General features: G+C 70.9%; 23 protein-coding genes. 18 read left to right on the forward strand and 5 right to left on the reverse strand.

The genetic code is table 11. The features are described from left to right. Positions 1 to 40: 40 nt before the first annotated feature. Positions 41 to 904 (reverse strand): fibronectin type III domain-containing protein, encoded by an 864-nt coding sequence (locus tag DEI82_RS05325; RefSeq protein WP_181435108.1) that lies wholly within the window; start codon positions 902 to 904, stop codon positions 41 to 43. Here DEI82_RS05325 and DEI82_RS16150 point away from each other — a divergent pair. The 3 genes from DEI82_RS16150 (at position 885) to DEI82_RS05335 (ending at position 3,452) form a co-directional block, all read left to right on the forward strand. Beyond that, positions 885 to 1,181, forward strand: a complete 297-nt coding sequence (locus DEI82_RS16150; protein ID WP_181435109.1) for a hypothetical protein — start codon at positions 885 to 887, stop codon at positions 1,179 to 1,181. The genes DEI82_RS05325 and DEI82_RS16150 overlap by 20 nt on opposite strands. Before the next feature lie 182 nt (positions 1,182 to 1,363). Then, positions 1,364 to 2,227: an alpha/beta fold hydrolase gene (locus DEI82_RS05330; protein WP_111036016.1), complete on the forward strand. Its 864-nt coding sequence runs from the start codon at positions 1,364 to 1,366 to the stop codon at positions 2,225 to 2,227. A 40-nt stretch (positions 2,228 to 2,267) separates the two neighbouring features. Then, entirely contained in the window at positions 2,268 to 3,452 is a 1,185-nt protein-coding gene (locus DEI82_RS05335; protein ID WP_258371972.1) for a dipeptidase, read from the forward strand. 28 nt (positions 3,453 to 3,480) lie between these two features. Here DEI82_RS05335 and DEI82_RS05340 read toward each other — a convergent pair whose 3' ends face one another. Further along, entirely contained in the window at positions 3,481 to 4,209 is a 729-nt protein-coding gene (locus DEI82_RS05340) for a GntR family transcriptional regulator (protein WP_111036018.1), read from the reverse strand. A gap of 279 nt (positions 4,210 to 4,488) precedes the next feature. On the opposite strand from DEI82_RS05340, the gene DEI82_RS05345 reads away from it, so the two are divergent. From DEI82_RS05345 to DEI82_RS16465, 11 genes are all read left to right on the forward strand, one after another. After that, positions 4,489 to 5,619, forward strand: a complete 1,131-nt coding sequence (locus DEI82_RS05345) for an ABC transporter permease (protein WP_111036019.1) — start codon at positions 4,489 to 4,491, stop codon at positions 5,617 to 5,619. After that, on the forward strand, positions 5,619 to 6,518 hold the full coding sequence (locus DEI82_RS05350; protein ID WP_111036020.1) for an ABC transporter permease: 900 nt from the start codon (positions 5,619 to 5,621) through the stop codon (positions 6,516 to 6,518). The genes DEI82_RS05345 and DEI82_RS05350 overlap by 1 nt, the downstream gene beginning before the upstream one ends. Before the next feature lie 122 nt (positions 6,519 to 6,640). After that, positions 6,641 to 8,266, forward strand: coding sequence for an ABC transporter substrate-binding protein (locus DEI82_RS05355; RefSeq protein ID WP_111036021.1), 1,626 nt, complete (start codon positions 6,641 to 6,643; stop codon positions 8,264 to 8,266). Positions 8,267 to 8,308: 42 nt separating this feature from the next. Then, complete coding sequence (locus DEI82_RS05360) at positions 8,309 to 9,154, forward strand: ABC transporter ATP-binding protein (RefSeq protein WP_111036022.1); 846 nt, start codon at positions 8,309 to 8,311, stop codon at positions 9,152 to 9,154. Further along, on the forward strand, positions 9,151 to 9,969 hold the full coding sequence (locus DEI82_RS05365) for an ABC transporter ATP-binding protein (RefSeq protein WP_111036023.1): 819 nt from the start codon (positions 9,151 to 9,153) through the stop codon (positions 9,967 to 9,969). Before DEI82_RS05360 ends, DEI82_RS05365 begins: the two co-directional genes overlap by 4 nt. A gap of 142 nt (positions 9,970 to 10,111) precedes the next feature. Continuing rightward, positions 10,112 to 11,446 (forward strand): NtaA/DmoA family FMN-dependent monooxygenase, encoded by a 1,335-nt coding sequence (locus DEI82_RS05370; RefSeq protein WP_111036024.1) that lies wholly within the window; start codon positions 10,112 to 10,114, stop codon positions 11,444 to 11,446. Then, on the forward strand, positions 11,446 to 12,552 hold the full coding sequence (locus tag DEI82_RS05375) for an NADH:flavin oxidoreductase/NADH oxidase (protein WP_111036025.1): 1,107 nt from the start codon (positions 11,446 to 11,448) through the stop codon (positions 12,550 to 12,552). Before DEI82_RS05370 ends, DEI82_RS05375 begins: the two co-directional genes overlap by 1 nt. A 40-nt stretch (positions 12,553 to 12,592) precedes the next feature. Continuing rightward, positions 12,593 to 13,897, forward strand: a complete 1,305-nt coding sequence (locus tag DEI82_RS05380; RefSeq protein ID WP_111036026.1) for an NtaA/DmoA family FMN-dependent monooxygenase — start codon at positions 12,593 to 12,595, stop codon at positions 13,895 to 13,897. Positions 13,898 to 14,073: 176 nt separating this feature from the next. Beyond that, positions 14,074 to 14,631 (forward strand): NADPH-dependent FMN reductase, encoded by a 558-nt coding sequence (locus DEI82_RS05385; RefSeq protein WP_111036027.1) that lies wholly within the window; start codon positions 14,074 to 14,076, stop codon positions 14,629 to 14,631. Further along, positions 14,628 to 15,128 (forward strand): flavin reductase family protein, encoded by a 501-nt coding sequence (locus DEI82_RS05390; protein ID WP_111036028.1) that lies wholly within the window; start codon positions 14,628 to 14,630, stop codon positions 15,126 to 15,128. Before DEI82_RS05385 ends, DEI82_RS05390 begins: the two co-directional genes overlap by 4 nt. A 70-nt stretch (positions 15,129 to 15,198) precedes the next feature. Continuing rightward, complete coding sequence (locus DEI82_RS16465; protein ID WP_111036029.1) at positions 15,199 to 15,675, forward strand: type II toxin-antitoxin system Phd/YefM family antitoxin; 477 nt, start codon at positions 15,199 to 15,201, stop codon at positions 15,673 to 15,675. Between the two features lie 43 nt (positions 15,676 to 15,718). Here the strand turns inward: DEI82_RS16465 and DEI82_RS05400 are convergent, their stop codons facing one another. Next, on the reverse strand, positions 15,719 to 16,645 hold the full coding sequence (locus DEI82_RS05400; protein WP_111036030.1) for a fibronectin type III domain-containing protein: 927 nt from the start codon (positions 16,643 to 16,645) through the stop codon (positions 15,719 to 15,721). Positions 16,646 to 16,825: 180 nt separating this feature from the next. Then, positions 16,826 to 17,623 (reverse strand): DeoR/GlpR family DNA-binding transcription regulator, encoded by a 798-nt coding sequence (locus tag DEI82_RS05405; protein ID WP_111036031.1) that lies wholly within the window; start codon positions 17,621 to 17,623, stop codon positions 16,826 to 16,828. Between the two features lie 270 nt (positions 17,624 to 17,893). Between DEI82_RS05405 and DEI82_RS05410 the strand changes: the two genes are divergently transcribed. From DEI82_RS05410 to pdxA, 4 genes are read left to right on the forward strand one after another with little or no spacing between them, the layout of a single operon-like run. Next, positions 17,894 to 19,234, forward strand: a complete 1,341-nt coding sequence (locus DEI82_RS05410) for an MFS transporter (RefSeq protein ID WP_111036032.1) — start codon at positions 17,894 to 17,896, stop codon at positions 19,232 to 19,234. Then, positions 19,221 to 20,114: a cyclase family protein gene (locus DEI82_RS05415; protein ID WP_111036033.1), complete on the forward strand. Its 894-nt coding sequence runs from the start codon at positions 19,221 to 19,223 to the stop codon at positions 20,112 to 20,114. The genes DEI82_RS05410 and DEI82_RS05415 overlap by 14 nt, the downstream gene beginning before the upstream one ends. Before the next feature lie 44 nt (positions 20,115 to 20,158). Then, positions 20,159 to 21,211, forward strand: a complete 1,053-nt coding sequence (locus DEI82_RS05420; protein WP_111036034.1) for a four-carbon acid sugar kinase family protein — start codon at positions 20,159 to 20,161, stop codon at positions 21,209 to 21,211. Then, positions 21,208 to 22,230: a 4-hydroxythreonine-4-phosphate dehydrogenase PdxA gene (gene pdxA / locus DEI82_RS05425; protein WP_111036035.1), complete on the forward strand. Its 1,023-nt coding sequence runs from the start codon at positions 21,208 to 21,210 to the stop codon at positions 22,228 to 22,230. Before DEI82_RS05420 ends, pdxA begins: the two co-directional genes overlap by 4 nt. A gap of 83 nt (positions 22,231 to 22,313) precedes the next feature. Here the strand turns inward: pdxA and DEI82_RS05430 are convergent, their stop codons facing one another. Then, positions 22,314 to 23,762 carry an MATE family efflux transporter gene (locus DEI82_RS05430; RefSeq protein ID WP_111036036.1) on the reverse strand — a complete coding sequence of 483 codons (1,449 nt, stop codon included), beginning with the start codon at positions 23,760 to 23,762 and terminating at the stop codon, positions 22,314 to 22,316. Positions 23,763 to 23,793: the final 31 nt, after the last annotated feature.

Raw genomic sequence — 23,793 nt, forward strand, 5'->3', positions numbered from 1 at the left:
GCAGGCGCACCCGTACGGCCGCCTGCCCCTCACCCCGCCGTCACGGGTACAGCTTGTTCGTGTCCCCGATCTGGATGGCGCCCTGCGCAGCTGGCCCGGCGCCCGAAGCGGTGACAGCCGACACGGACACCAGGTACGTGATCGTCGAGCCCATGTCGCCCGTCGTGTAGGAGCGCGCGGACGCCGGGAGCACGACGACCGTGGGTGTGGCGTGCGGGAGCGGCTGCACGGTGACCTGGTATCCAAGCACCTTCTGCCCGGCGGTCAGGACCGGTGGTGCCCACGCTGCCGACACCGTGCCCGTGAAGAAGTCCTTGTCATCGCGGGTGAGCACGAGGTTCCGCGGTGGGGTGGCGAGCTCGGGACCGACCCGGACCGTGACCGTCGACGAGAGCCCTTGGCCCAGGTTCCCAGCGACGGTGACCGTGTAGGTCCTGCCTCGGATCAGGTGGTTGAGGACGATCGACGTGTCCCACACGCCGTTCGTGCTGATGCTCTGGGGACCGATGCCGAGCGAGTCGGTGCCATCACGGCTGACCACCCACGGGCCGAGCGCGCCGGCGGGCTGCGTCCACTGGATCAGGGCGCTGCCGAACCTGGCGGTGGCGGAGGCGAGGGGCAGGGGCGTCGCGCTCACACCGGTCGGCGCGGCGCTCGGCGCGGGGGCCGTGTGGATCGAGTCGGACGCCGCCGGGCCGACGCCGGCCTTGGTGATCGCCTGGACGGTGAAGGAGTAGTCGGTGTCGCGGGCCCAGTCCGTGTAGGTGTGGGACAGCGTGGACGCCGACACCGTCAGCGTGGAGGTCGGCCCGGCCGCCACCGTCGACAACCGATAGCCCGTGACGGGCGAGCCGCCGTCGGTCGCCGGAGCCTTCCAGGTCCAGGTGACGGTCTCCTTCGGCACGTTCTGCGATCCGCCGAGTGTCTGCGGAGCGCTCGGCAGCGAGGCGAGAGGTGCGACCGCCGGTTTCGATGGCCCGGCGGACGTCCTGGAGGCGGTGGCCGGCGAGGCGGACGCCGTCACGGCGGCGTGGGTGGCGGCCGCGGACGAGGAGGACGTGGTCGCCGCGGTTGCGGGGACGGCCGCGCCGACTGCGGCGATGCAGAAGGCCGCGGCGAGGGCAGCGAGCGTTGGTTTGCGCACGGGTTCGGGTCCCATCTGTGAGAAGCGCGTGTGGTGAGTGGCGCTCACCGTAGACCTCGTGGAGCGGCCCCTGGAAGGGGGTAGCGCGCTTCGTCATGTCGCGCTCCGTGATCCGTCGGCCACGATCGCCGGCGCTCCCACACCCGTTGCTAGAGTTCCGAGCATCCGCCCGGGGCTTCCACCGACCGGCGTCGAAGCAGACCACCCGGAAGGAACCCGATGGACCTCACGATCAACGGCGCCCGACTCAACGTCGAGGTGCTCGAGCCGACGAACGGCGACCCGGACGCACCGGTCCTCATCGCGCACCACGGCGGCGGGGGGATCGGTTCGCTCGCCGAGCCGAGGGCCACGTTCGGCCCGCTCCACGACCGCTTCCGGGTCATCGTCTTCGACTCGCGCGGGTGCGGCCGCAGCGAGGGCGTCGGCCCCTACACGCACGAGCAGTGGGCGGCAGACGTCGACGGACTGCGGCAGTGGGCGGGTGTCGAGCAGATCGTCGTGGCCGGTGGTTCGTACGGCGGGTTCATCGCCCTCGAGTACGCCGTCCGCTACCCGGAGCACGTCTCGGCGATCATCCTGCGGGACACCTCCGCCGACGGCACCAACCTCGAGCTCGCGTTCGAGAACGCGCGGAACCAGGACCGCGTCGAGATCAACTGGGACCACTTCAACCGCTACTGGGGTGGCCAGACGCGCAGCGACGAGGAACTCAAGTCGCTGTGGGCGGAGCTCATCCCGCTGTACGACTACGAGTACGACGAGGAGAAGTCGACGGCGGCGGTCGAGGCCGGCATCTACCGGCACGAGGCGCACAACGCCTGCTTCGTCGACAACTTCCCGACCTACGACCTCAAGCCGGACTTGCCGGGCATCGCCGTCCCGACCCTCGTGACGGTCGGCCGCGGGGACTGGGTCACGCCGGTCAGCGCCTCCGAGACGATCGCCCGACTGATCCCCGACGCGGAGCTCGTCGTCTTCGAGAAGTCCGGCCACTCGCCCCAGGTCGAGGAGCGCGAGAAGTTCCAGCAGACGCTCCGCGACTTCCTCGCCCGCGCCGTGCCCGTCGCGGCCACCGTCTGATCCGCAGCACGAGGAGATCGGGAACGGCGGCCCGCGCATCGTGTCCGGCTACGAGTCCTACGACTACCTCGACGGTGACCTCCACCTACCGCGAGATCCGCTGACGCCGGAGTTCGACCGCGTTCCGCCGTACGACGGCGGGCACGCGCCGGCGGTCGTCAAGCGCGCCGAGCGGCTCCTGGCGGCGACCATCACGATCAGCCTGCACGACCACCCGGTCCGGTTCCCGGCCGACATGGCGAACACACCCGCCTACAACCGCACGGGCCGCCAGTTCACCGCGTTCGAGGGCCTGCGCGCGTCCGGGCTGACCGTCGTGTTCGACAACATGATGGACGGCACCGCAACCGTCACGGGCAACACGCCCTGGCAGTGGGAGGACGTCGTCACCGACCTCGGGATGCGGCAGGCGGACATCGCCCACCAGTCGGACGTCGTCGTCATCCGCACGCTCGCCGACATCCACGCTGCGCACGCGGCCGGGAGGACCGGGCTCGTCTTCGGTCTGGAGGCCGCCACCCCGATCGGGAACGACCTCGACCGCCTCGACATCCTGTACGGACTCGGGATCCGGCAGATCGGCCTCGCGTACTCCCAGTCGAACGGTCTCGGGGCCGGCCTCTCGGAGCGAACCGACTTCGGCTTGACCGACTTCGGTCGCGCGGCCGTGCGTCGGATGAACCAGCTCGGGCTCGCGATCGACGTGTCGCACTCGTCCGACCAGACCGGCATCGACGCCGCCGACGCGTCCGACGTCCCGATCTTCATCACGCACGCCGGGGCGCGCGCACTCTGGGACATCCCGCGGCTCAAGTCGGATGACGTGCTCCGGGCCGTCGCCGCCGGCGGGGGAGTGATCGGCATGTCCGCCGCCCCGCACACGACGATCTCGCGCGACCACCCGACGCACAGCCTCCTGTCCGTCATGGACCACTTCGAGTACTGCGCCGAACTCGTCGGCATCGACCACGTGGCCTTCGGTCCCGACACGCTCTACGGCGACCATGTCGGCCTGCACACGACGTTCTCGTCCATGCTCGGGGCGGCCGCGGCCACGACGGAGGACCACCCCCGGGTCGAGTACGTCGACGGGCTCGAGAACCCGACGGAGAGCTTCCACAACATCGCGGCGTGGCTCGTCGAGCACGGGTACTCCGACGACGAGATCGGGAAGGTCCTCGGCGGGAACGTGCTCCGGGTGCTCGGGGAGGTCTGGGTCGCCTGAGCGCGCCGGGCTGAGCCCGACGAGCGGCTCAGCGGGTCGTTCCTTCCAACCGCACGCGGTCGCCGCGGAGCCGATCGAACACGGTCTGCACGGGCCTCCCGGTCGGATCGTGGTACGTGACCTCGCGCACGATGAGCGGCGACCCGACCGCGATCCCGAACGCCTTGGCGGTGTGGGCATCGGCGGCCTCGCTCCCGACGATCACGAGCACGTCGCCGCGCTCGACGTGGAAGAAGTCCCGGAGCACCGTGGTCATGTTGACCGGCCCGACGAACATGTCCGGGTCGTCGTCGTAGTGAGCCGAGAAGTAGGCGGTGCGCATGCCGATGACCTCGTCGTCGGTGACGAGCAGGTTCTCGATCATCCGGACGGTCGGCTCCTCGATGCCGAGCCGCTCCCGGACCAGCGGGAAGCTCGGCACGATCCGGTCCTCGATGTTGTCGACGTAGACGTGCTCGCTGTCCGTGTCGATGTCCGTGAGCGGCACGATCACGCCCCGGTGGGTGACCTTGGTGCCGACGCGCGGCCGGCGCTCCAGGAATCCGGTGTCACGCAACTGCGCGAGTGCCGCGCGGACCGAGCCACGACTCGTGTCGAAGAGGCGGATGAGGTCCTCTTCGGCGAGGGGCGCGTCGGGATTGATGTGGCCCTCCCGGATGGAGGCGGTGATCAGATCACGGACGCGACGCGCGGAGATCTGTCGGCCGTGCGCCGACCCGCCCTTAGACCGCGGGTGGTCGGATGGTGAGGTGGTCATACGGGCTCCGGACGTGGGTGCGCGGGCGGCCGCCTCGTCGCGGTCCGATGGGAGGGGCGGATGCGGGTCGGTGCGACGGCTCGCGGGATCGGATTGCGTTCAAGCCCCTGATCAGGGATTTCCCTGAACCCTATCGCGTCCGGGGTCGCGTAATGATCCGGTTACCCATGAGGTCGTCGCCCGTAACGAACGTCCGTGAGCATTACAGCACTCGCGGACGAGGCCGGTTCCGCGGCTCGTGGAACGGCAGCCCGCGAAACGCGGAACAGGGAGACCGCCGTGACCGTGAGCGAGGCCGACACCGTCGACACGACGACCCACGCCGAGGCCGCGCGTCTCGCGGCACTGGACACCGCGCTGACCGCCCGGCCGCGATCGCTCCGCGAACGGACCTGGTGGCTCCGCCCGATCGCTCTGACGGCCGTGAACATCGTCGTGTTCGTGTTCGTCGCGTTCTTCCTCGTCACGCTGATCCCGGGGGACCCGGTCGTCGCGGCGACGGGCGGTCGGCTGTCGGGCAAGGCGCTCGAGGCGGCCCGGGCGAGCTACGGCCTCACGGGGTCGTGGGTCACGCAGCTCGGCACCTACCTCGGGCAGCTGGCACACCTCGATCTCGGGACGAGCATCTCGACCGGCCGCCCTGTCGTCCGTGACTTCGCGACCCGGATCCCGGCGACGCTCGAACTCGTCACCTGGGGGCTGCTGCTCGCGTGCGCGGTGTCGCTCGCGCTCGCGCACTTCATCGTCACGCATCGGACGAACCGGATCGCACGGGTGCTCACCTCGTACGCGCGCTCGGCCGGCGCCTTGCCGGAGTACGTCATCGGCATCGCGTTCCTGTTCGTCTTCTACGCGGAGCTGCACTGGGCGCCGGCGCCGTCCGGTCGCATCGCCCCGTTGCTCATCGCCCCGCCAGCCGTGACGAACTTCCCGATGATCGACGCGCTCATTGCCGGGGACACCGCGGCGTTCCTGTCGTACGCCGGCCACCTGGCCCTCCCGGTCATCGTGATGGTCGTCGCGCATTCGCCGCTCCTGATCAAGATGCTCATCATCAACCTCGACGACGCGATCGACGACCCCGCGACGCGGTTCCGGATCGCCTCGGGTGCGTCGCGCCGGACCGTGCTGGCGAGCGTCTACCGCAGGGCGCTGCCGTCGGCGGTGGCGACGCTCGGCATGATGTTCGGCCTGTTCCTCGGGGGCGCGGTCGTGCTCGAGTCCCTGTTCGGCCTCGGCGGGCTCGGCCAGTACGCGGTCGACGCGGTGAACTCGTCGGACGTGTTCGCGCTGCGCTCGTTCCTGCTCGTCGTCGCGGCGATGTGTCTGACGATCTACCTGGTCACCGACCTCCTCACGATGCTCCTCGACTCGAGGCGGCGCGCCGGCGTCGCCGGGAAGGACGCCTGATGTCCCTCACCACCCCGACGATCACCGGCTCGTCCGACGCGCTCGTCGCCTCGCCCGCCGAGCGGCGCGTCCGGGAGGGCCGACGCGAGACGCGAGTCGGCTTCCTGCTCCGACTGCTCCCGTTCGCCGTGATCGTGCTCCTGGCCGTCATCGGCCCGTACCTGACGAATCACTCGCCGGTCGAGGTCGTCGGCAGCCAGTCCGCGCCGCCGTCCGGCCGCTTCTGGTTCGGCACCGACGCGAACGGCATGGACGTCTACTCGCGGGTGGTGACCGCGTTCCGGCTCGACATCGTCGTCGCCATCTGCATCACGGTCATCTCGACCGCGGTCGCGGTGGCCATCGGACTCGTCTCCGGGATGTACCAGGCGGACCGGACCGTGCTCGGGTTCGTCGGGCGGCTCATCGGCCGGGCCGTCGACCTGGTGCAGTCGATCCCGGTCATGATCGCCGGGCTCGTGATCGTCTCGTTCTTCGGCCGCAACGCCGTCGTCATCACGCTGTCGCTCGCGATCGTGCTCGTCCCGTTCCAGGCGCGGCTCATGCGAACCGAGGTCCTCCGTGCCCGGACGGACGGCTACGTCGACGCGGCTCGGATGTCCGGTGAGTCCGAGTTCCGGCTCCTCGTCCGCCATGTGCTGCCGAACTCCTCCCGACCGACGCTCGAGAACACCTCGACCATCTTCGGGATGGCGATCATCTTCTGCGCCGCGCTCGGGTTCCTCGGCGTCGGGATCCCGGTGCCGACCGCCGAGTGGGGTTCGATGCTCGCCGCCGGCGCTCCCGACGCCGCAGTCGGCCGCTGGTGGACCGTGCTCTTCCCCGCCGCAACACTCGCCCTGTCGGTCTGGTCCGCGTCGGTCCTCGTGGCCGCGTTCGTCGGCCGCCGCCGGACCTGACCAGGCCGCTCAGTCCCTCCCGACCCCGCGCCGTCCCCACGGCTCGCACTGTTCCTCTCATCGTTCCGCCGCACCACCCCGCACCCCCACCCACCCACCCCCGCTCACCAGGAGACCCCTGCATGCGATCCACGAAACGCATCCTCGTCGCAGCGACGCTCGCCGTCGTCGGTGCCCTCGGCCTCACCGCCTGCGGCTCCGGTTCCGGCTCGACCTCGTCCGACTCCCTGACCATCGTGACCCCCGCGCAGGCGCAGAGCTTCTCGTACGAGACGAGCGCCACCGGGTACGAGGCCGCGGAGTTCTTCAAGAACACCGGGGCCTCGCTGCTCCGGAACAAGTACGTCGACGGCAGCGGGAGCGAGGCCCGGCACGAGGACTACAACGCGTTCACCGGCGTCCTCGCCAAGCGCTACGACGAGTCGGCCGACGGCCTGACGTACACGTTCCACCTCGACACGGACGCGAAGAGCACCGCCGGGCACGAGCTCACCGCGGACGACGTGATCTGGACGATGCGGCGCAAGTTCGCCGTGAAGACGAGCATCATCCCGTTCATCAGCGCCCCGTTCATCACCTCGGCGAGCCAGTTCAAGAAGGTCGACGCCTCGACGGTGACCTTGACCGTGGCGAAGAAGAGCTACGGCTACACCGCCCTGTCGTTGCTCGCCAACGTCGGCTACAACGTGTACGACGCCGCGGAGCTCAAGCAACACACGACCTCGTCGGACCCGTGGGCGGTGAAGTGGTCGGGCACCCATCCGAACTTCGGCTTCGGTGCGTACAAGGTGACGACCTTCACTCCCGGTGAACAGACGATCTACGGCGCGAACACCGGGTACGCCGAGGGCGCTCCGGCGGTCAAGCGCATCGTGCAGCGGGTCGTCTCCGATGCCGGACAGCGCGCGAACCTGGTCAGGTCAGGCGACGCGCAGATCGCCACCCAACTCCGGCCCGCGGATCAGGTGGGGCTGCAGAAGGGCAAGCAGGCCCAGGTCTACGACGTCACGTCGAACGCCATGGTCTACATGCCGCTGCTGACGACGTCCGGGCCCTTCAAGGACGTGGCCGTTCGACGTGCCCTCGCGTACGCCGTGCCCTACGACAAGATCAACACGAACGTGTACCACGGCCGTGCCACCGCGATCTCGTCGATCCTGCCCGCGTCCGACCCCGGGTTCGACGGTGACGGCCTCAAGGCGAACACGTACGACGTCGCCAAGGCCAAGGCGATCCTGAAGAGCGCCGGTTACACCGCCCCGGTCGCGTTCACCCTCACGGTCAACAACAGCGTGCCCGACCTCCAGGAGACCGCCACGCAGATCCAGACTGCCGCCAAGGCCGCCGGGTTCGACGTCACGATCAACGCCATCAACTCGTCGGCGTTCCAGTCCGGACTCGCGGCGAAGACGTTCGAGGCATCGCTCGGTCGTGACTACGCCGTGGTGCAGTCACCTCCGTACGTGCTGTCGCTCTTCTACACGCCGGGCTCGGTCATCAACTGGCCCGACTTCGACAGTCCGGCTCTGAACCAGGACATCGCGGCCGGCAACGCCGCGGGCGACCCGACGAGCACCCCCGCGGGCAAGGAGTGGAACGCCGCGCAGAAGGTCCTGCAGGACCAGCAGCCGACGATCTACATCAACAACGTGCAACCGCTGAACGCGTTCGCGAAGAACGTGCAGGGCTACGTGTTCCGCTCCGACAACGTCATCGACTACTCGCAGCTCAGCCTGAGCGCGAAGTAGCCGGACGGACCGCCACCAACACCCACCTCGGATGGAGCGACCATGACCGACACCGTTCTCCGCGTGCGTGACCTCACCGTCTCGTACGGCACCACCACCGCAGTCCGCCATGCCGACCTCGAGGTCCGACGCGGCGAACGAGTCGCGATCGTGGGCGAGTCCGGATCCGGCAAGACGAGCCTCGGCAACGCGATCGCCGGGTTCCTCGAGCCGGGCACCGCGACCGTCACGGCCGCCACCCTCGAACTCGACGGCACCTCGATCGTCCGGACCGGGACCGGCCCGCGGATCCCCGTCCGGACCCCGGGCCTGTCGATGGTGTTCCAGGACGCCATGTCATCGCTCGACCCGGTCTGGACGATCGGCAGCCAGCTCGTGGCCGTGCTCCGCGCCACCGAGAAGGTCACGAAGCGACGCGCCCGTGCCGATGCGATCGACCGGCTCCGCGCCGTCGGCATCACCGACCCCGAGCGCGTCATGCACGCCCGCTCGTACGAACTGTCCGGCGGCATGCGCCAACGGGTGATGATGGCCATCGCGCTGTCGTCGAAGCCCTCGCTGCTCATCGCGGACGAACCGACGAGCGCGCTCGACGCGTCGCTCGCCGTCGGCGCGATGGAGCTCATGGTCGACCTCGCCGAGCAGGAGGGCGCCGCGGTCCTCGTCATCTCGCACGACATCGAACTGTGTCGGCGGTTCACGGACGTGGTCGTCGTCATGTATCGGGGCGAGATCGTCGAACAGATCGCCTCCCGCGACCTGGCGGAGGCCCGGCACCCGTACACGCGGGGCCTCCTCGAGTGCATCCCGACCCTGCAGAGCGCCCGGCTCGACGAGCTCCCGACGCTCGAGTCCGTGCGCGCCCGACTCGAGGGGGAAGCCGCATGACCATCACCGCCGACGAGGTCGCCGTGCCGGCACGACGCACCGGGGTCCGGATCGAGGCGCGGAACGTCCGCCGGGCCTACGGTCGCAAGACCGCCGTGCGCGACGTCTCGTTCGTCCTCGGCGCGGGCGAGCGGGTCGGCATCGTGGGGGAGTCCGGCTCCGGCAAGTCGACGATGGCCAAGATCGTCACCGGGCTCGAGCGGCCCTCCGATGGGACGGTCACCGTCGACGGGCAGGACCTCGCGTCGCTCATGGCGACGCGTGCCGGCCAGCTCGAGTACCGGCGGCGGGTGCAGCTCGTCGCACAGGACACGACGTCGACGTTCGACCCCCGCCACCGCATCCGCGAGTCGCTGCGGGTACCGGCCCAGATCCTCGGTGGCCACGACCGCGCCGGCGCGGACCAGGCGGTCGGCCAGATCACCGCGGAGCTCGGCATCGACCCGTCGTGGGTCGACCGTTACCCGGGCGAGCTGTCCGGCGGCCAGCGGCAGCGGATGTCCATCGCGCGGGCGCTCATCGTCCGCCCCGACCTCCTCGTCTGCGACGAGGCGGTCTCGGCGCTCGACGTGTCCGTGCAGGGCGTCGTCCTCAACCTGCTCAAGCGCTACTCCGAGGACCACGGTGCCGGACTCATGTTCGTGTCCCACGGCCTCCCGGCCACCGCCTTCGTCACCCGCGAACTCGTGGTGATGAACGGGGGCGAGGTCGTCGAGTCCGGCCGCACGCTCGAGGTCCTCGAGCACCCCAAGCACCCCTACACGCAGAAGCTCGTCGACGCCCACCAGGCGGTCGAGGAGGACGCTGCCAGCTGACCGCGTGCTTCCCGGCCCCAACGGACCCGGTCGCACCGACCCCACCCCACCTCATCTCCAACCTCCGCGTCGGGCACCGCCCATCGCGACGACCTGCTGCGCCCGCGCACCGGGTCCACCCTCCACGAAAGGCCCCACACGCATGTTCCACCTCGGTTGGTTCCTCGGCTCCGGATTCGGCATCCAGGCATGGTCGCCCACGAACGGCGACGGCCCCTGGACGGGCACGAACGTCACGGACTGGATGAAGCCCGACATCTACATCGACCTCGCGAAGAACCTCGAGCGCGGCGGCTTCGACTACATCCTCATCGAGGACACGGCCATGGTCGAGGACTCCTACCGCGGCACCGCCGAGACCAGCCTGCGGCGCGGGTTCATGGCCCCGAAGAACGACCCGATGCCGCTCGTGCCGCTCATGACCCGTGCGACCGAGCACATCGGCGTCATCCCGACGTTCTCGACCATCCAGTACCCGCCGTACCTGGCGGCGCGACTCGGCACCACGCTCGACCACCTGACCGAGGGCCGCGTCGGCATGAACGTCGTCACGAGCGTCACCGACCGCGTCGCGCAGAACTACGGGTACGAGCAGCACCTCGACCACGACGAGCGCTACCGGATGGCGATGGAGTGGTCCGACGTCGTCAAGGCGCTGCAGGGGTCGTGGGAGCCGGGCGCCGTCGTCGCCGACCCCGCGGGCGGTGTGTACGCGGACCACACGAAGGTGCACCCGATCGACCACCGTGGCGAGTTCTTCGCGTCCCGCGGCCCGCTCAACACCATCCCCGGCCCGCAGGGCGTCCTGCCGATCTGCTCCGCGGGCGGGTCCGAGATGGGCCGCCAGCTCGCGGCGCTCCACGACGACACGATGATCGCGCTGTCGAAGACCCCCGAGAGCGCCAAGGCGTACCGCGAGGACATGCGCGCCCGCGTCGCCGCGGCCGGGCGGAACCCCGACGACGTCAAGTTCCTGTTCATCGTCACGCCGACCGTTCGGGCCACCGACGCCGAGGCCGAGGAGGCCGCCCGGCAGGCCGCCGAGGAGCTCCGGTCCGACCGGGCCGTCGAGTACAACCTCTGGAACATGTCGTACACGTCCGGCGGCCGTATCGACTTCGGCGCGATCGACCCGGACACCCCCGTCGACCACATCGACCTCAGCAAGCAGAACGGCGAGTACACCTCGATCGAGAAGCTGTTCGAGGGCCAGTCCGGCAAGACGCTGCGCGAGGTCGTCGCCACGTCGCACCAGATCAACGACCTCGGGTTCGTGGGGTCGCCCGAGACGGTCGCCGCGAAGATGGACGAGTTCATGCAGCACGTCGGCGGCGACGGGTTCCTCATCTACCTGCCGACGACGCGGATGAACATGGCCATCATCGCCGACGGCCTCGCCCCCGCCCTCCGCCGACGCGGCCTGGTCCGCGACGAGTACACCGGCGCGACGCTCCGCGAGAACCTCCGGGCGTTCTGATGTCCACCCCGGCACTGTTCGTACCGATCCGGTTCCGCGGCGTCACGTTCCGGAACCGGCTCTGGGTCGCCCCGATGACCATGTTCACCGCGGAGGACCGCGACGGCATGCCGTCGTCGTTCCACCACGTGCATGTGGCCGGGCTGGCGTTGAGCGGTGCCGGGGCCGTGATCGTCGAGAACGCGGCCGTCGCGCCCGGAGGGCGCGTCACCCCGCAGGACATCGGCCTGTGGAACGACGACCAGTGGGACGCTTGGCGCCCCACGACGGCGTTCGCCCGGGAGTACGGGGCCCGCATCGGGATCCAGCTCGGGCACGGCGGACGAAAGGCCTCGACGGCCCGGTCGTGGGAGCCGCAGGCCGGCACCTTGCCCGAGTCGGCCGGTGGCTGGCAGCCCGTCGGTCCGTCCGCGGTGCCGTACGCCGGGTACGCCACCCCGCGTGCGCTCGCCGCCGACGAGATCCCCGGCACGGTCGACGCGTTCGTCGCCGCGGCCCTCCGTGCACGGGATGCCGGGTTCGAGTTCGTCGAGTTCCATGCCGCGCACGGGTTCCTGCTCCACCAGTTCCTCTCGCCGCTGGCGAACACGCGGCGCGACGACTGGGGCGGGTCGCTCGCGAACCGGGCCCGGCTCCTCCTGGCCGTCATCCGCCGTACCCGCGCCGCCGTCGGCGACGCATTCCCCCTGTTCGTGCGCGTCTCGGCGACGGACTGGACCCCTGACGGGTGGGACGAGGACGACACCGCGATCGTCACCCGCTGGGCCGTCGACGCCGGCGCCGACTTCTTCGACGTCTCCACCGGCGGCATGGTGCCCGACGCCACCATCCCCGTGTTCCCCGGCTACCAGGTCGGATTCGCCGAACGGCTCCGCGACGCAACGGGCGTGCCCGTCGGCGCAGTCGGCCTCATCACCACCCCGCAGCAGGCCGAGGAGATCGTCGCAGGCGGGCACGCGGACGTCGCGCTCGTCGGCCGTGAGTTCCTCCGCGACCCCCGCTTCGGCCTCCGTGCCGCGGTCGCGCTCGGCGCCGACATCGACTACCACCCCCTGCCGTACCACCGGGCGAAGCACCGCCTGGAGGCATCGCTCACCTCCGTCTGACCGGTCACCACCGGCGCGACCACCCCTCGGAAGGACACCCATGTTTCACCTCGGCTGGTTCCTCGGCTACGGCTTCGGCGTCTACGGCTGGAACGGCCAGTGGTCGGGCAACGTGCGCAAGGACGTCGCGAACCCGCAGCTGTTCGTCGACGCCGCGACCTCGCTCGAGCGCGCCGGGTTCGACTTCATGATGCTCGAGGACTCGTCCGTCCTGCCGGACGTGTTCGGGTCCTCGTTCGAGCACGCGCTCCGCACCGCGATCGTCCGCCACGACCCCATGCCGCTGGTGCCGCTGCTCGCCGCCGCCACCCAGCATCTCGGGATCATCGCGACCGCCGCGACGCCGTTCTACCCGCCGTTCCTCGCCGCCCGGCTCATGTCGACGCTCGACCACCTGACCCACGGACGCGTGGGCATCAATCTCGTCACCGCCAGCCCGCACGCCGCAGCGCAGAACTACGGGTACGACCAGCACTTCGAGCACGACGAGCGGTACGAGATGGCCGACGAGTGGATCGACGCGGTGACCGCGCTCTGGGACACCTGGGACGCCGACGCGCTCGTCATGGACGAGGAGACCGGGGTGTTCGCCGACCACACGAAAGTCCGGTACGCGGACTTCGCGGGGGAGTACTACCGCACGCGCGGTCCGCTCAACACCGTCGCCGGGCCTCAGGGGCATCCCGTGATCTGCCAAGCGGGCGGGTCCCCGAAGGGCCGCGACCTCGGCGCGCGGAACGCCGACGTGCTCATCGCCAGCGCGCCCGGCATCGACGCCATGCGGTCCTACACCGAGGACATCCGGCGCCGCATGGTGGGGTTCGGTCGGGACCCCGGTGACGCGAAGGTCTTGTTCCTCGTCGAGCCGGTCCTCGCCGACACCGACGAGGAGGCCCATGCCAAGCAGGCGCGCATGCAGCAGGTCACGCAGGAGAGCATCGACGCGCAGCTGGCGAACCTGTCCTACACGTCCGGGTTCGACTTCGCCCGGTTCGAGCTCGACGAGCCCCTTCCCAGGGACCTGAAGGGCAAGAGCAACGGACACCAGAGCGTCATCGAAGCGTTCCTCGCCAAGGCCGACGGCAAGACCCTGCGCGAGGCACTTCCCGCTCAGCGTGACACCACCGGGTCGGTCCAGCTCGTCGGGACCCCCGAAACCGTCGCCGGTCAGATGGCGGACGCGATCGCCGAGACCTGCGCCGACGGGTTCCTCATCGGGCTGCCCGTGACGCGGAAGGACCTCACCGAGGTGTGCGACGGCCTCGCACCCGTGCTCCGCCGGCGGGGGCTCATCCGCGACGGTTACGAGCACGCGACGTTCAAGGAGAACCTGCTCGCGTTCTGACGCTCCCGTGGCCCCGTCGTGTGCGGCGCGTTCTCGTCGGGAAGCCGGCGCCGGGCCTCCCGACCAGGGGTTTCCGTGTCGGATCGGCAGCGTCGGTGGCGCAATCGGAACGTCACGGCGGCGTCACACACGCGTCACGGGCACCAGATGTACTCGATACCGCAAGGAGGACCACCATGATCACCACCGTCGTCGTCGGTAACCCGAAGCCAGCCTCACACACGCTCGAGGCGGCGACCGTCCTCGCCGAGCGCATCACCGGCAGCGCGCCCGACGAGGTCGTCGACGTGATCACGCTCGGGGCAGGCCTCCTCGGCTGGGGCGACCCCGGCGTGCAGGCGGTCGTCGAGACCGTTGCCGGCAGCGACCTCGTCGTCGTGGCGTCGCCGACGTTCAAGGCGACCTACACGGGCGTCCTCAAGCTGTTCCTCGATCAGTTCGCCACCGGGGAGGGCCTCGCCGGGGTCACCGCCGTACCGCTCATGCTCGGCGCCGGCCCCGCGCACCACATGGCACCCGACGTGTTCCTCAAGCCCGTGCTCGTCGAGCTCGGCGCCACCACCCCGACGCAGGGGCTGTACCTGAACGACAAGCACTACGGCGACCCGTCGAGCACGGCCACGTGGCTCGACCGCTGGCGCGACGTCGTCCTCGCCTCTGCAGCGCACTCGGCGTCCCCTGCGCTCGGGACCGTCACCACACCCGCCCCCATCCAGGAAGGCTCCAACGCATGATCGCCCCGTACTCCACCCACGCCCCCGACGTCACTGCCCTCCGCGAGGCCTTCTCCGGGTTCCCCTGCGGTGTCGCGGCGATCTCCGCGGTCGTCGACGACGAACCCACCGTGCTGGTCGCCTCGTCGTTCACCGTCGGTGTCTCCCAGGACCCGCCGCTCGTGATGTTCGCGGTGCAGCACTCGTCCACGACGTGGCCGGTGCTCGCCGGGGCGTCGACGCTCGGCGTGTCGATCCTCGGTGAGCGGCACGAGACGACGACGCGTCAGCTCGCTGCGAAGGACAAGTCGGTCCGGTTCGCCGGCGTCGACACCATGGTCTCCGACTCCGGCTCGGTGTTCCTCGAGGGCGCTCCCATCTGGCTCGAGTGCAGCGTCGAGCACACCTATCCGGCAGGCGACCACGACATCATCGTGCTCCGCGTCCTGGGGTTGATGAGCGACTTCGAGCACAGCCCGCTCGTGTGGCACCGATCGGCGTTCGCCAAGCTCGCCTGAGGCTCGGTGCAGGCAGGGACACGACCCATGGAGACCGGGCCGACGGCCGCCTCATCCCCAGATCGAGGCGATGGCGCTGACGAGGAACGGAAGCCGGGCCGCCGTGCTCCTCAGTGCGGACGACTACGACGCGCTGCTGGAGACCGTCGACATCCTGAGCCGACCCGACCTGGTCGCGTCACTCCGTGGCGCACTGCAGGAACTCGAGGAGGGTGCGGTGTCGTCGGTCGACGAGGTGCGGACGGCGATGCTCTCGCGAGCTCGGCTCGCGGAGGTGACGCAGCCGTATCAGCTCGTCTTCACGAGGACCGCGCGCCGGGCGCTCGCCGAACGTCTCCCCGCAGGTGTCGCCGCCGCAGCCTGGCGATTCATCGTCGGACCCCTGGCGGCGAACCCGAAGCGAGTCGGGAAGCCCTTGCGACCGCCCTTGGCCCCGCTCTTCTCGGCGCGACGCGGGGAGTACCGGGTGCTGTACCGGATCGACGACGACCGGGTCGCCATCGAGGCCGTCGACGTCGACCACCGGCGGGACGTCGACGACCGCTGAGCCGGTCGTCGCCAGCCGTTCAGTCCAGGACGGCCCGGGTACCTCACGGGTACAGCTTGTTCGAGTCCCCGATCTGGATCGACCCCTGCGCCGCGGGCCCCACGCCGGAACTGGTGATCGCGGACACGGACACCAGGTAGGTGAACGTGGAGTCGAGCTCGCCCGAGGTGTAGGAGCGCGCGCTCGGCGCGAGCACGACGACGGTCGGCGCGGCACCGGTGGCCAGCTGCTGCACGGTGACCTGGTACCCGAGCACCTTCTTGCCGGCCGAGACCTGCGGTGCCGCCCACGCGGCGGACACCGTGCCGACCCGCGCGTTCTCGTCGTTCCGCGTGACCACGAGGGCACGCGGCGGCGTGACCTGATCCGACCCGACGCGCACGGTGGTCGAGGCGGATCGCCCCTGGCCGAGGTCGCCCGTCACGGTGACGGTGTAGGTCCTGCCGCGGACGAGGTGGTTGAGCACGAGTGCGGTGTCGTTCGCCGAGGTCGTGCTGATGCTCTGCGGGCCGATGCCGAGTGAGTCCGTCCCGTTGCGGCTGACGACCCACGCGCCCTGGGCGCCCTCGGGCTTCGTCCAGTGGATGAGGGCACTGCCGAACGTGGCGCGGGCCGAGGCGAGGGGGAGCGGTGTCGCCGTGAGGGCGGTCGGAGCCGGGGCCTTCGCGGTGGCGGTGCGCGCGGGCGCCGCGGCGCTCGGCTTCGCCGTGGCGGCAGTACTCGACTTCGCCGCCGCGGCAGCGCTCGGCGTGGCGGTCGCGGTCGCGGACCACGGCGTGGCGGACGGCGACGCAGACGAGGGCGTGGTCGCGGACGGTGTCCGCCCGGCGGCCGGCGCGCTGCTGCGGGCTGCGGCGGACGCCGCCGTCGTCGCGTGGTCGGATGCGGTCGCCGCGGCGGCGGGACTGGTGATGCCGACTGCGGCGATGCAGACGGCAGCGGCGATGACGGTGATGGTCGTTGTGCGCACGGGTTCGGGTCCCCTCGGGTGTCGCGCTTCGGGTGGAGCTCGATCACCGTATCCGGTTTCGGCGGGCCCCCGGAAGGGGGTGCCCGCCCTGCGTGTCACCCCGCGTGTCGGGCCGCGTGTCGGGTCCGGGCTGGCCCACGCGTCGGGGCCGCGTTCCGACCCGCGTGCCGGCGCCGCGCGTCAGCCCCGCCCGCCGGCGACGAGGACGGTGACGTCGCCGCGCGCCCGGAACAGCGCCAGCTGCTCCTCGGTCGCCCCCGCGTCGGTGATCAGGGTCCACGGCTGTTCGATCGGTGCCCACGCGTCGAACGGGGCGCGACCGAGCTTCGAGCTGTCGGCGAGCACGTAGACGTGGTCGGCGTGGTCCATCATGAGTTCCTTGAGCCGGGTCTGCACCGGGCTGGCCTCGCAGATCCCGAGCCGGGCGTCGAGGCTGTCGGCGCCGAGGAACGCGCGGTCCGCCGTCAACCGGGTGAGGGCGAGTTCGGCGAGGGGTCCGACGAACCCCTGGCTGATGTTCCGGAGGTCGCCGCCGAGGCCGATGACGTGGACGTGCTCGTCGTCGGAGAGTTCGGCCAGGGTCGTCATGCCGTTGGTGATGACGGTGAGGCCGGAGCGCCCGCGCAGGCGTCGGGCGAGGCTGCCCGTCGTGGTGCCGGCGTCGAGGATGAGCGTCTCGCCCTCCTGCACGAACGTCGACGCGAGGCGGGCGATCTGTTCCTTCTGCGCGACCGCCATGGTGGCCCGCTGACCGAGCGAGGGCTCCTGGCCGGCCGTGCTCGTGGCGATGGCGCCGCCGTAGGTGCGGGCGAGCTCGCCGTCCGCGGTGAGCTGTGCGAGGTCGCGTCGGATCGTCGACGGGGTGACGTCGAAGGTCTCGGCGAGCTGTTCGACGTCCACCAGTCCGGCGCGCGAGGTGAGCTGCTTGATCTGCTCGCGGCGCTGGGCGGCACCGGTCTTGCCCCTGCCTCTGGGCATCTCCGCGGCCCTCCCGTCCTCCGGTCCGCCGAGTCCGCCTCGGAGAACGGCACACGGAGCATACCGGGCGGCCGGATCCGGGGCGGCTTGGAGGCGCGGCGCGGCTTCGCCGCGGCAGGTCAGCCGGTCCGTTGGTCCGTCGAGCGGCGGTCCGGCCCTCCTGGAGTTGCGCTGAGCGAAACGCGCAGTACGCTTGCTTCTTGCGCACAACGCGCAACCAAGGAGCCGGCCCGGATGCCGAGCCCCCTCGCCCCCCTCGAGAGGTAGTCCATGAGCGGCACAACGAAGTCGTCGTCCAACCACGTGTTCCTCGTCTGGCTCACGGTGTTCCTCGGGTGGGCGGTGACCACCCTCGACCTGCAGATCGTCAGCTTCGTGCAGGGGCCGATGGCGAAGTCGTTGCACACGAGCACGGGCACCGTCGGCGACGCGTTCTTCCTGTACGCGGTGGGTCTGGGCCTCGGTGCCCTCGTCCTCGGGTACTTCAGCGACCGGCTGTTCGGCCGGAAGCGCGCGTTCATGTACGGCATCATCGGCACCGTCCTCATGACCGGTCTCACCGGTCTCGTGCAGGACGCGCCCCAGCTCATGGTGGTCCGCTTCCTCGCCGGGTTCTTCTCCGGCGGTGAGTGGGCGATGGGCCTCGCGATGCTGTCCGAGTTCGCGCCGGTCAAGCGGCGGTCGCTCATGCTCGCCGGCACCCAGGCCGGCGTCGGCGTGGGCTACGGCCTCGCCAACGTGTTCGCGCAGACCTTCGGCGCCCCGACGGCCGCCGGGTGGCGCGTCGCCTACCTGGCGTCCTTCGCGTTCGCGGCCATCGCGTACCTCGTGCGCCTCGGCCTGCGCGAGTCGCCGCAGTGGGCGAGGATCAAGGAGGCCCAGGAGGCCGCGCCCGGCGAGTTCAAGCAGGGCCTGCGTGCGCTGTTCGCCAAGAAGCAACTCGGCTACACGCTGATCGCGCTCATCATCGCCTTCCTCATCGGTGCTCCCCAGGGCGGCTGGGACTTCAACTACCCGGCCTGGTACGCCCACGGCGGCATCACCGGACACCCGATCCCCGCGGTGTCGGGCACCACGATCACGTACGCCTACGAGATCGCCCTGGTCGTGTCCACGGTGTTCGGCGGCTGGTTCATGGACAAGGTGTCCGCCAAGTGGACGCTGCCGCTCGTCTGGATCGCGGTGCCGTTCACCCTGCTCATCTGGCTCGCGCCGTTCTCGCAGGGCGTGGTGCCCGTCTCGCTGTACCTGTTCATCGCGGGCTTCTTCCGTCAGCTCGGCTGGAGCGTCACGGCGGCGTACTTCGTCCTCCTGTTCCCGACGCGGATCCGTGGTGTCGGGATGGGACTGGCGGTCGTCGCGGAGTGGTCGCTCGGCTACGGGACCTCGGCCTTCTGGGGCACGAACCTCGTCACGAGCGGCAACTGGAACACGTTCTGGCTCCTGCAGGTGATCCTGCTCGCCCTCATCCCGATCCCGATGGTGATCGCCGGTGTCGAGACCCGCGGGCGCAAGCTCGACTTCCAGGAGGACGTGCTCGAGCCCGGAGCCACGGCGGCCGTCGCGGCGCCCGGTCTCCTCGGGAAGGGGGAACCCCGTGCGCGCGCCTGAGCCCCGCGAGATCGGCCGCGTCGGGGACATCGGTCCCGCCGACGTCCTCGACGCCCTCGGGGCCGCCGGACAGGGCCGCGTCTACGACCTCGACGCGGGCCGGTTCGTGGGCATGCCGCAGTGGGACGGACACCCGACCTTCACCCTCACCCCGTACCGCACGCCGCAGGGCATCAAGCGGGCGCAGGACATCCCCCTGTTCGGCGAGCAGCAGAACGCCGCAGGCGTGAGCATGCTGACCGAGCTCATGATCACCGGCATGCACACGGGCACGCACCTCGACGCCCTCTGCCACATCACGGACGCCGACGACACGTGGTTCGGTGGCTTCCACGCGGCGGAGCACAGCAGCGACTTCGGTCCCACCCGGGCCGACGCCGCGAGCATCCCGCCGATCGTGCTGCGCGGTGTCCTGCTCGACGCCGCGGGGTACTTCGACGTCCCGCTGCTCGAACAGGGCCGCGGGCTGTCCCGGGCGGACCTCGAAGCGGTCGCCGCGGCCCAGGGGACGACGATCCCGCCGCGGTCCTGCGTGCTCGTCCGCACCGGCCTCATGTCGGTGTGGCCGGATCCCGCCCGCTACGGGGCCGCCGACGGCGCGGGCCCCGACCTCGAGGCCGCGCGCTGGCTCATCGACGACCTCGGCTGCGTCGTGCTCGGCTCGGACACCTCGACGGTCGAGCAGGTCCCGTCCGCCGACCCGCAGAACCCGCACCCCGTGCACGAGTTCGCTCTGCGGCAGCGCGGCGTCCACCTGCTCGAGAACGCGTTCCTCGAGGACCTCGCGCGTGATGGCGTGGACGAGTTCAAGCTCATCTGCCTGCCGCTCAAGATCGCGGGCGCGACCGGCTCGATGGTCCGTCCCATCGCGATCGCGTAGACGGGATCCGAGCAGTGCAGCACACAGACCGAGGAGGAGACGCAATGGAACGGTGGCTCATCCTCGCCGACGACGTCACCGGCGCGCTCGACAGCGCCGTGGGCTTCGCCGGGACCGGCCTCGTCGAGTACGGGGTGACGCTGCCGGTCCACGTCGACGTCGCGTCCGTCTCGACCGGGTCCCGCGCCAAGCCGACGCACGACTGGGAGACCGACGACCGGTTCGACCGCGACGCCGTCGACCGCCTGTTCGTCAAGATCGACTCCACGCTCCGTGGCTGGCCGGGCGAGCACGTCCGCACCGCCCTCGCGTGGTGGGGCCCGTCCGCGACGGCCGTCATCTGCCCGGCTGCCCCGGCACTCGGCCGCACCGTCACCGACGGCCGCGTGCTCGTCCACGGGACCCCCGCCGCGCAGACGGCCGCCGGAGCCGATCCGGTCGCCCCGACCCGCGAGGACCGCCTGCCGGTGCTGTTCGACGCGCCCCTGGTGGACCTCGCGGACCTCCCAGGCGCGATCGGGCACCACCCCGCCGTCGTCGTGGACGCCGCGACCCAGGCGGACCTCGACGCGCTCGCCGCCGTCATCGAGGCCGCCGGGCCCCGTGCCGTCCCCGTCGGCGCGTCGGGCCTCGCGGCGGCACTCGGCGCACGGCGCTCGCCACGGCAGGCGCCGGGCCCGCGGGCTGCACGCGTGGTCGTGGTCGTCACCTCGGTGCACCCCGTGTCCCGCGCGCAGATCGACGCCCTGGAGGTCCGGGTGCCGATCGTCTCGCCGCCCGCCCTCGACATCGGGACGGTCACGCACGAGCAGGCCGTCGTGATCGCGCGGGCCACCGCCGACCGTGCCGCCGAGCACGTCCACCGGGATGCCGACACCGCCGTGGTCGTCATCGGCGGCGACGGCACCGACGCCCTGCTCAGCGCGCTCGGCGCCGAGGGTGTCGAGGTCCTCGGGTCCGTGCTGCCGGGCGTGCCCTGGGGTCGGATCCGCGGTGGTCGCGCCGACGGCACCACGATCGTGACCAAGTCCGGCGGCTTCGGCGACGCCGACACCCTGAACGCCATCATCCGCACCCTCACGAAGGACGAACCATGACCAACCCCACGCTCGCGCTCACCCTCGGCGACGTCGCCGGCATCGGTCCGGAGATCACCGCCAAGGCGCTGCTCGCACACCCCGAACTCCGGGAGATCGCGCGTCCGGTCGTGATCGGCGATGCCGACGCGATGCGCCGCGGGATGCGCGCCACCGGGTTCGACACGGACGCCCTCGTCGTCATCGAGGACCCGCGCGAGGCCCGGAACGACCCGGACACCGTCGAACTCGTGCAGAGCGGACCGTCCCTGGCCGACGTCCCGATCGGCGAGCTCAGCGCGGCCGCCGGCGACGGCGCCTACCGCTTCGTCGTCGAGGCCTGCTCCCTCGTCAGGGCCGGCCGCGCCGACGCGATCGTCACCGCGCCGCTCAACAAGGCGGCCATGCACGCGGGCGGCCACGACTTCGCCGGCCACACCGAGCTGCTCGCCCACGAGTTCGGCGTCAAGGACTACAGCCTCGTGCTCTCGGCCGGGGACCTCTACGTGTTCCACCTCACCACGCACGTGTCGCTCCGCCGTGCGATCGAGGACGTCACCGTCGAGCGGACGACCCAGGTGCTGAACCTCGCACACGGGCTCGCACGGGCCCTCGGGCGTCCGGAGGAGCGGATCGCCGTCGCCGGCCTCAACCCGCACGCGGGCGAGAACCGGCTGTTCGGCGACGAGGACGCCGACGTCCTCACCCCGGCGATCGAGGCCGCCCGCGAGCGGGGCATCCCCGTCGACGGACCGATCCCCGCCGACGCGCTGTTCCCCGCGGCGATGCGCCGGGGCCGCTGGAACCTGCTCGTCGCGTGCTACCACGACCAGGGCCACGCCCCCTTCAAGTCGGTCTACGGTGACGACGGGGTCAACATCACGGTCGGGCTGCCCGCGGTGCGCGTCTCCGTGGACCACGGCACGGCGTTCGACATCGCCGGGACCGGCCAGGCGAACGAGGCGAGCATGCTGCTCTCCTGCGTTCGGGCGGCCGAGCTCGCCCCGGGCTGGGGCGCGGTGGTCGACGCGCTCAGCTGATCCGGGGGAACGGCCGGGAGGCACGGTGCGGGTCGGACCCGCACCGCGCCTCCCGGCCGTCCCGGCTCGCTCGTCGCGCCGCATCACGCTTCCTCGAGCACGACCTCCGCGCGCTCCGGGCTGCCCTCGGCGAGCCCGCGGTCGATCGAACCGCGGAGCCCGGACCACATGACGATCCCGGCGACGAGGACGAGACCCTCGCTGACGGTGAGCGCCCAGATGATGCCCCCGAGGCCGAACCAGAGGTTCGCCAGGATCACGATCGGGATGAACAGCACCCCCTGGGTGACCGACATGATCGTCGCAGGCAGGGCGCGGCCGGTCGCCTGGAACAGCGACGTGATGAGGCCGGTGAACCCGTTGCAGATCATCGACACGAGCTGCGCGGTGATGATCGTGGCGCCGACGGCGAGCAGCGCGTGGTCCGCGACGAACAGTGAGAACACCTGGTCACGGAAGGCGAAGACGACCCCGGAGAACACGAAGGCGATGCCGCCGACGGTGATCGCCGAGCCGCGGAGCGCCGTAGCGAGCCGTGCCCGGTCGCCCTTGCCGAACGTGTAGGCGAGCAGCGGCAGGACCCCGAGCGTGACACCCATGATGAGGAACTCCGGCACCTGCGCGATCCGCACGGCGACTCCCATCGCGGCGAGGGGGCCATCGCCGTAGCCCGCTGCCAGGTTGTTGAGCACGAGCGACGTCACGATGAGGAACGCCGACTGCAGCAGCTCGCCGATGCCGACCCCGAACACGGGCCGCATGACCGCGGGGGAGAGCGTGAACCATCGCGGCGCGAGGCTGACGTGCTCGCTGTGCCGGGTCAGCCACGTGACGAAGTACACGACGGTCACGAGGTTCGACAGCCCGACCGACAGTGCCGCGCCGGCGACACCCCAGCGCAGCACGAGGATGAACAGCACGTCGAACACCAGGTTGCCGACCGTGGACGCGATGAGGCCGATCATCACCTGCCGTGCGGCGCCCTCGGCGCGCACGAGTTGCTCGAGGCAGAACGCCGCGGCGAGCACCGGGACGAAGGCGAGCATGACCGCGACGAACGCGCTCGTCGCGGGGACGGCCACACCGTGCGCGCCGAGGGCGAGCACCAGGGGGTGCAGGACCACGAGGCCGACGCCGCCGAGCACCGCGCCGACGATCACCGCACCCCACACGGAGAACGCGGCGACGTGCTTGATCTCGCCCGCCTCCGCGGGGTCCTGTTCCGACGCGCCGAGCAGCCGCGAGATGAGGGCACTGCCACCGGTCCCGAACACACCGCCGACGGCCATGACGAGCCCGAGGATCGGCGAGCCGAACGTGACGGCGGCGAGCAGCGTCGCGTCGTGCAGCGAACCGATGAACCCGGCGTTGAGGACGTTGTAGACGGCTCCGACGATGAGCGCGGCGGCCATCGGGATGCAGAGGTGGACGAGCGCCCGCACGATGGGCGCGGCGGACAGGTACCAACGGTTGGTGCCGATGGCGGGGGTGGCGACGGACACGTCGACGGCGGTGGGGGCTGAGGTGCTCATGGTGACTCCTCGAGGGCAGGGTGGAGCCCGG

It is taken from the genome of Curtobacterium sp. MCBD17_019, from assembly GCF_003234555.1.
Classification (GTDB): Bacteria; Actinomycetota; Actinomycetes; order Actinomycetales; family Microbacteriaceae; genus Curtobacterium.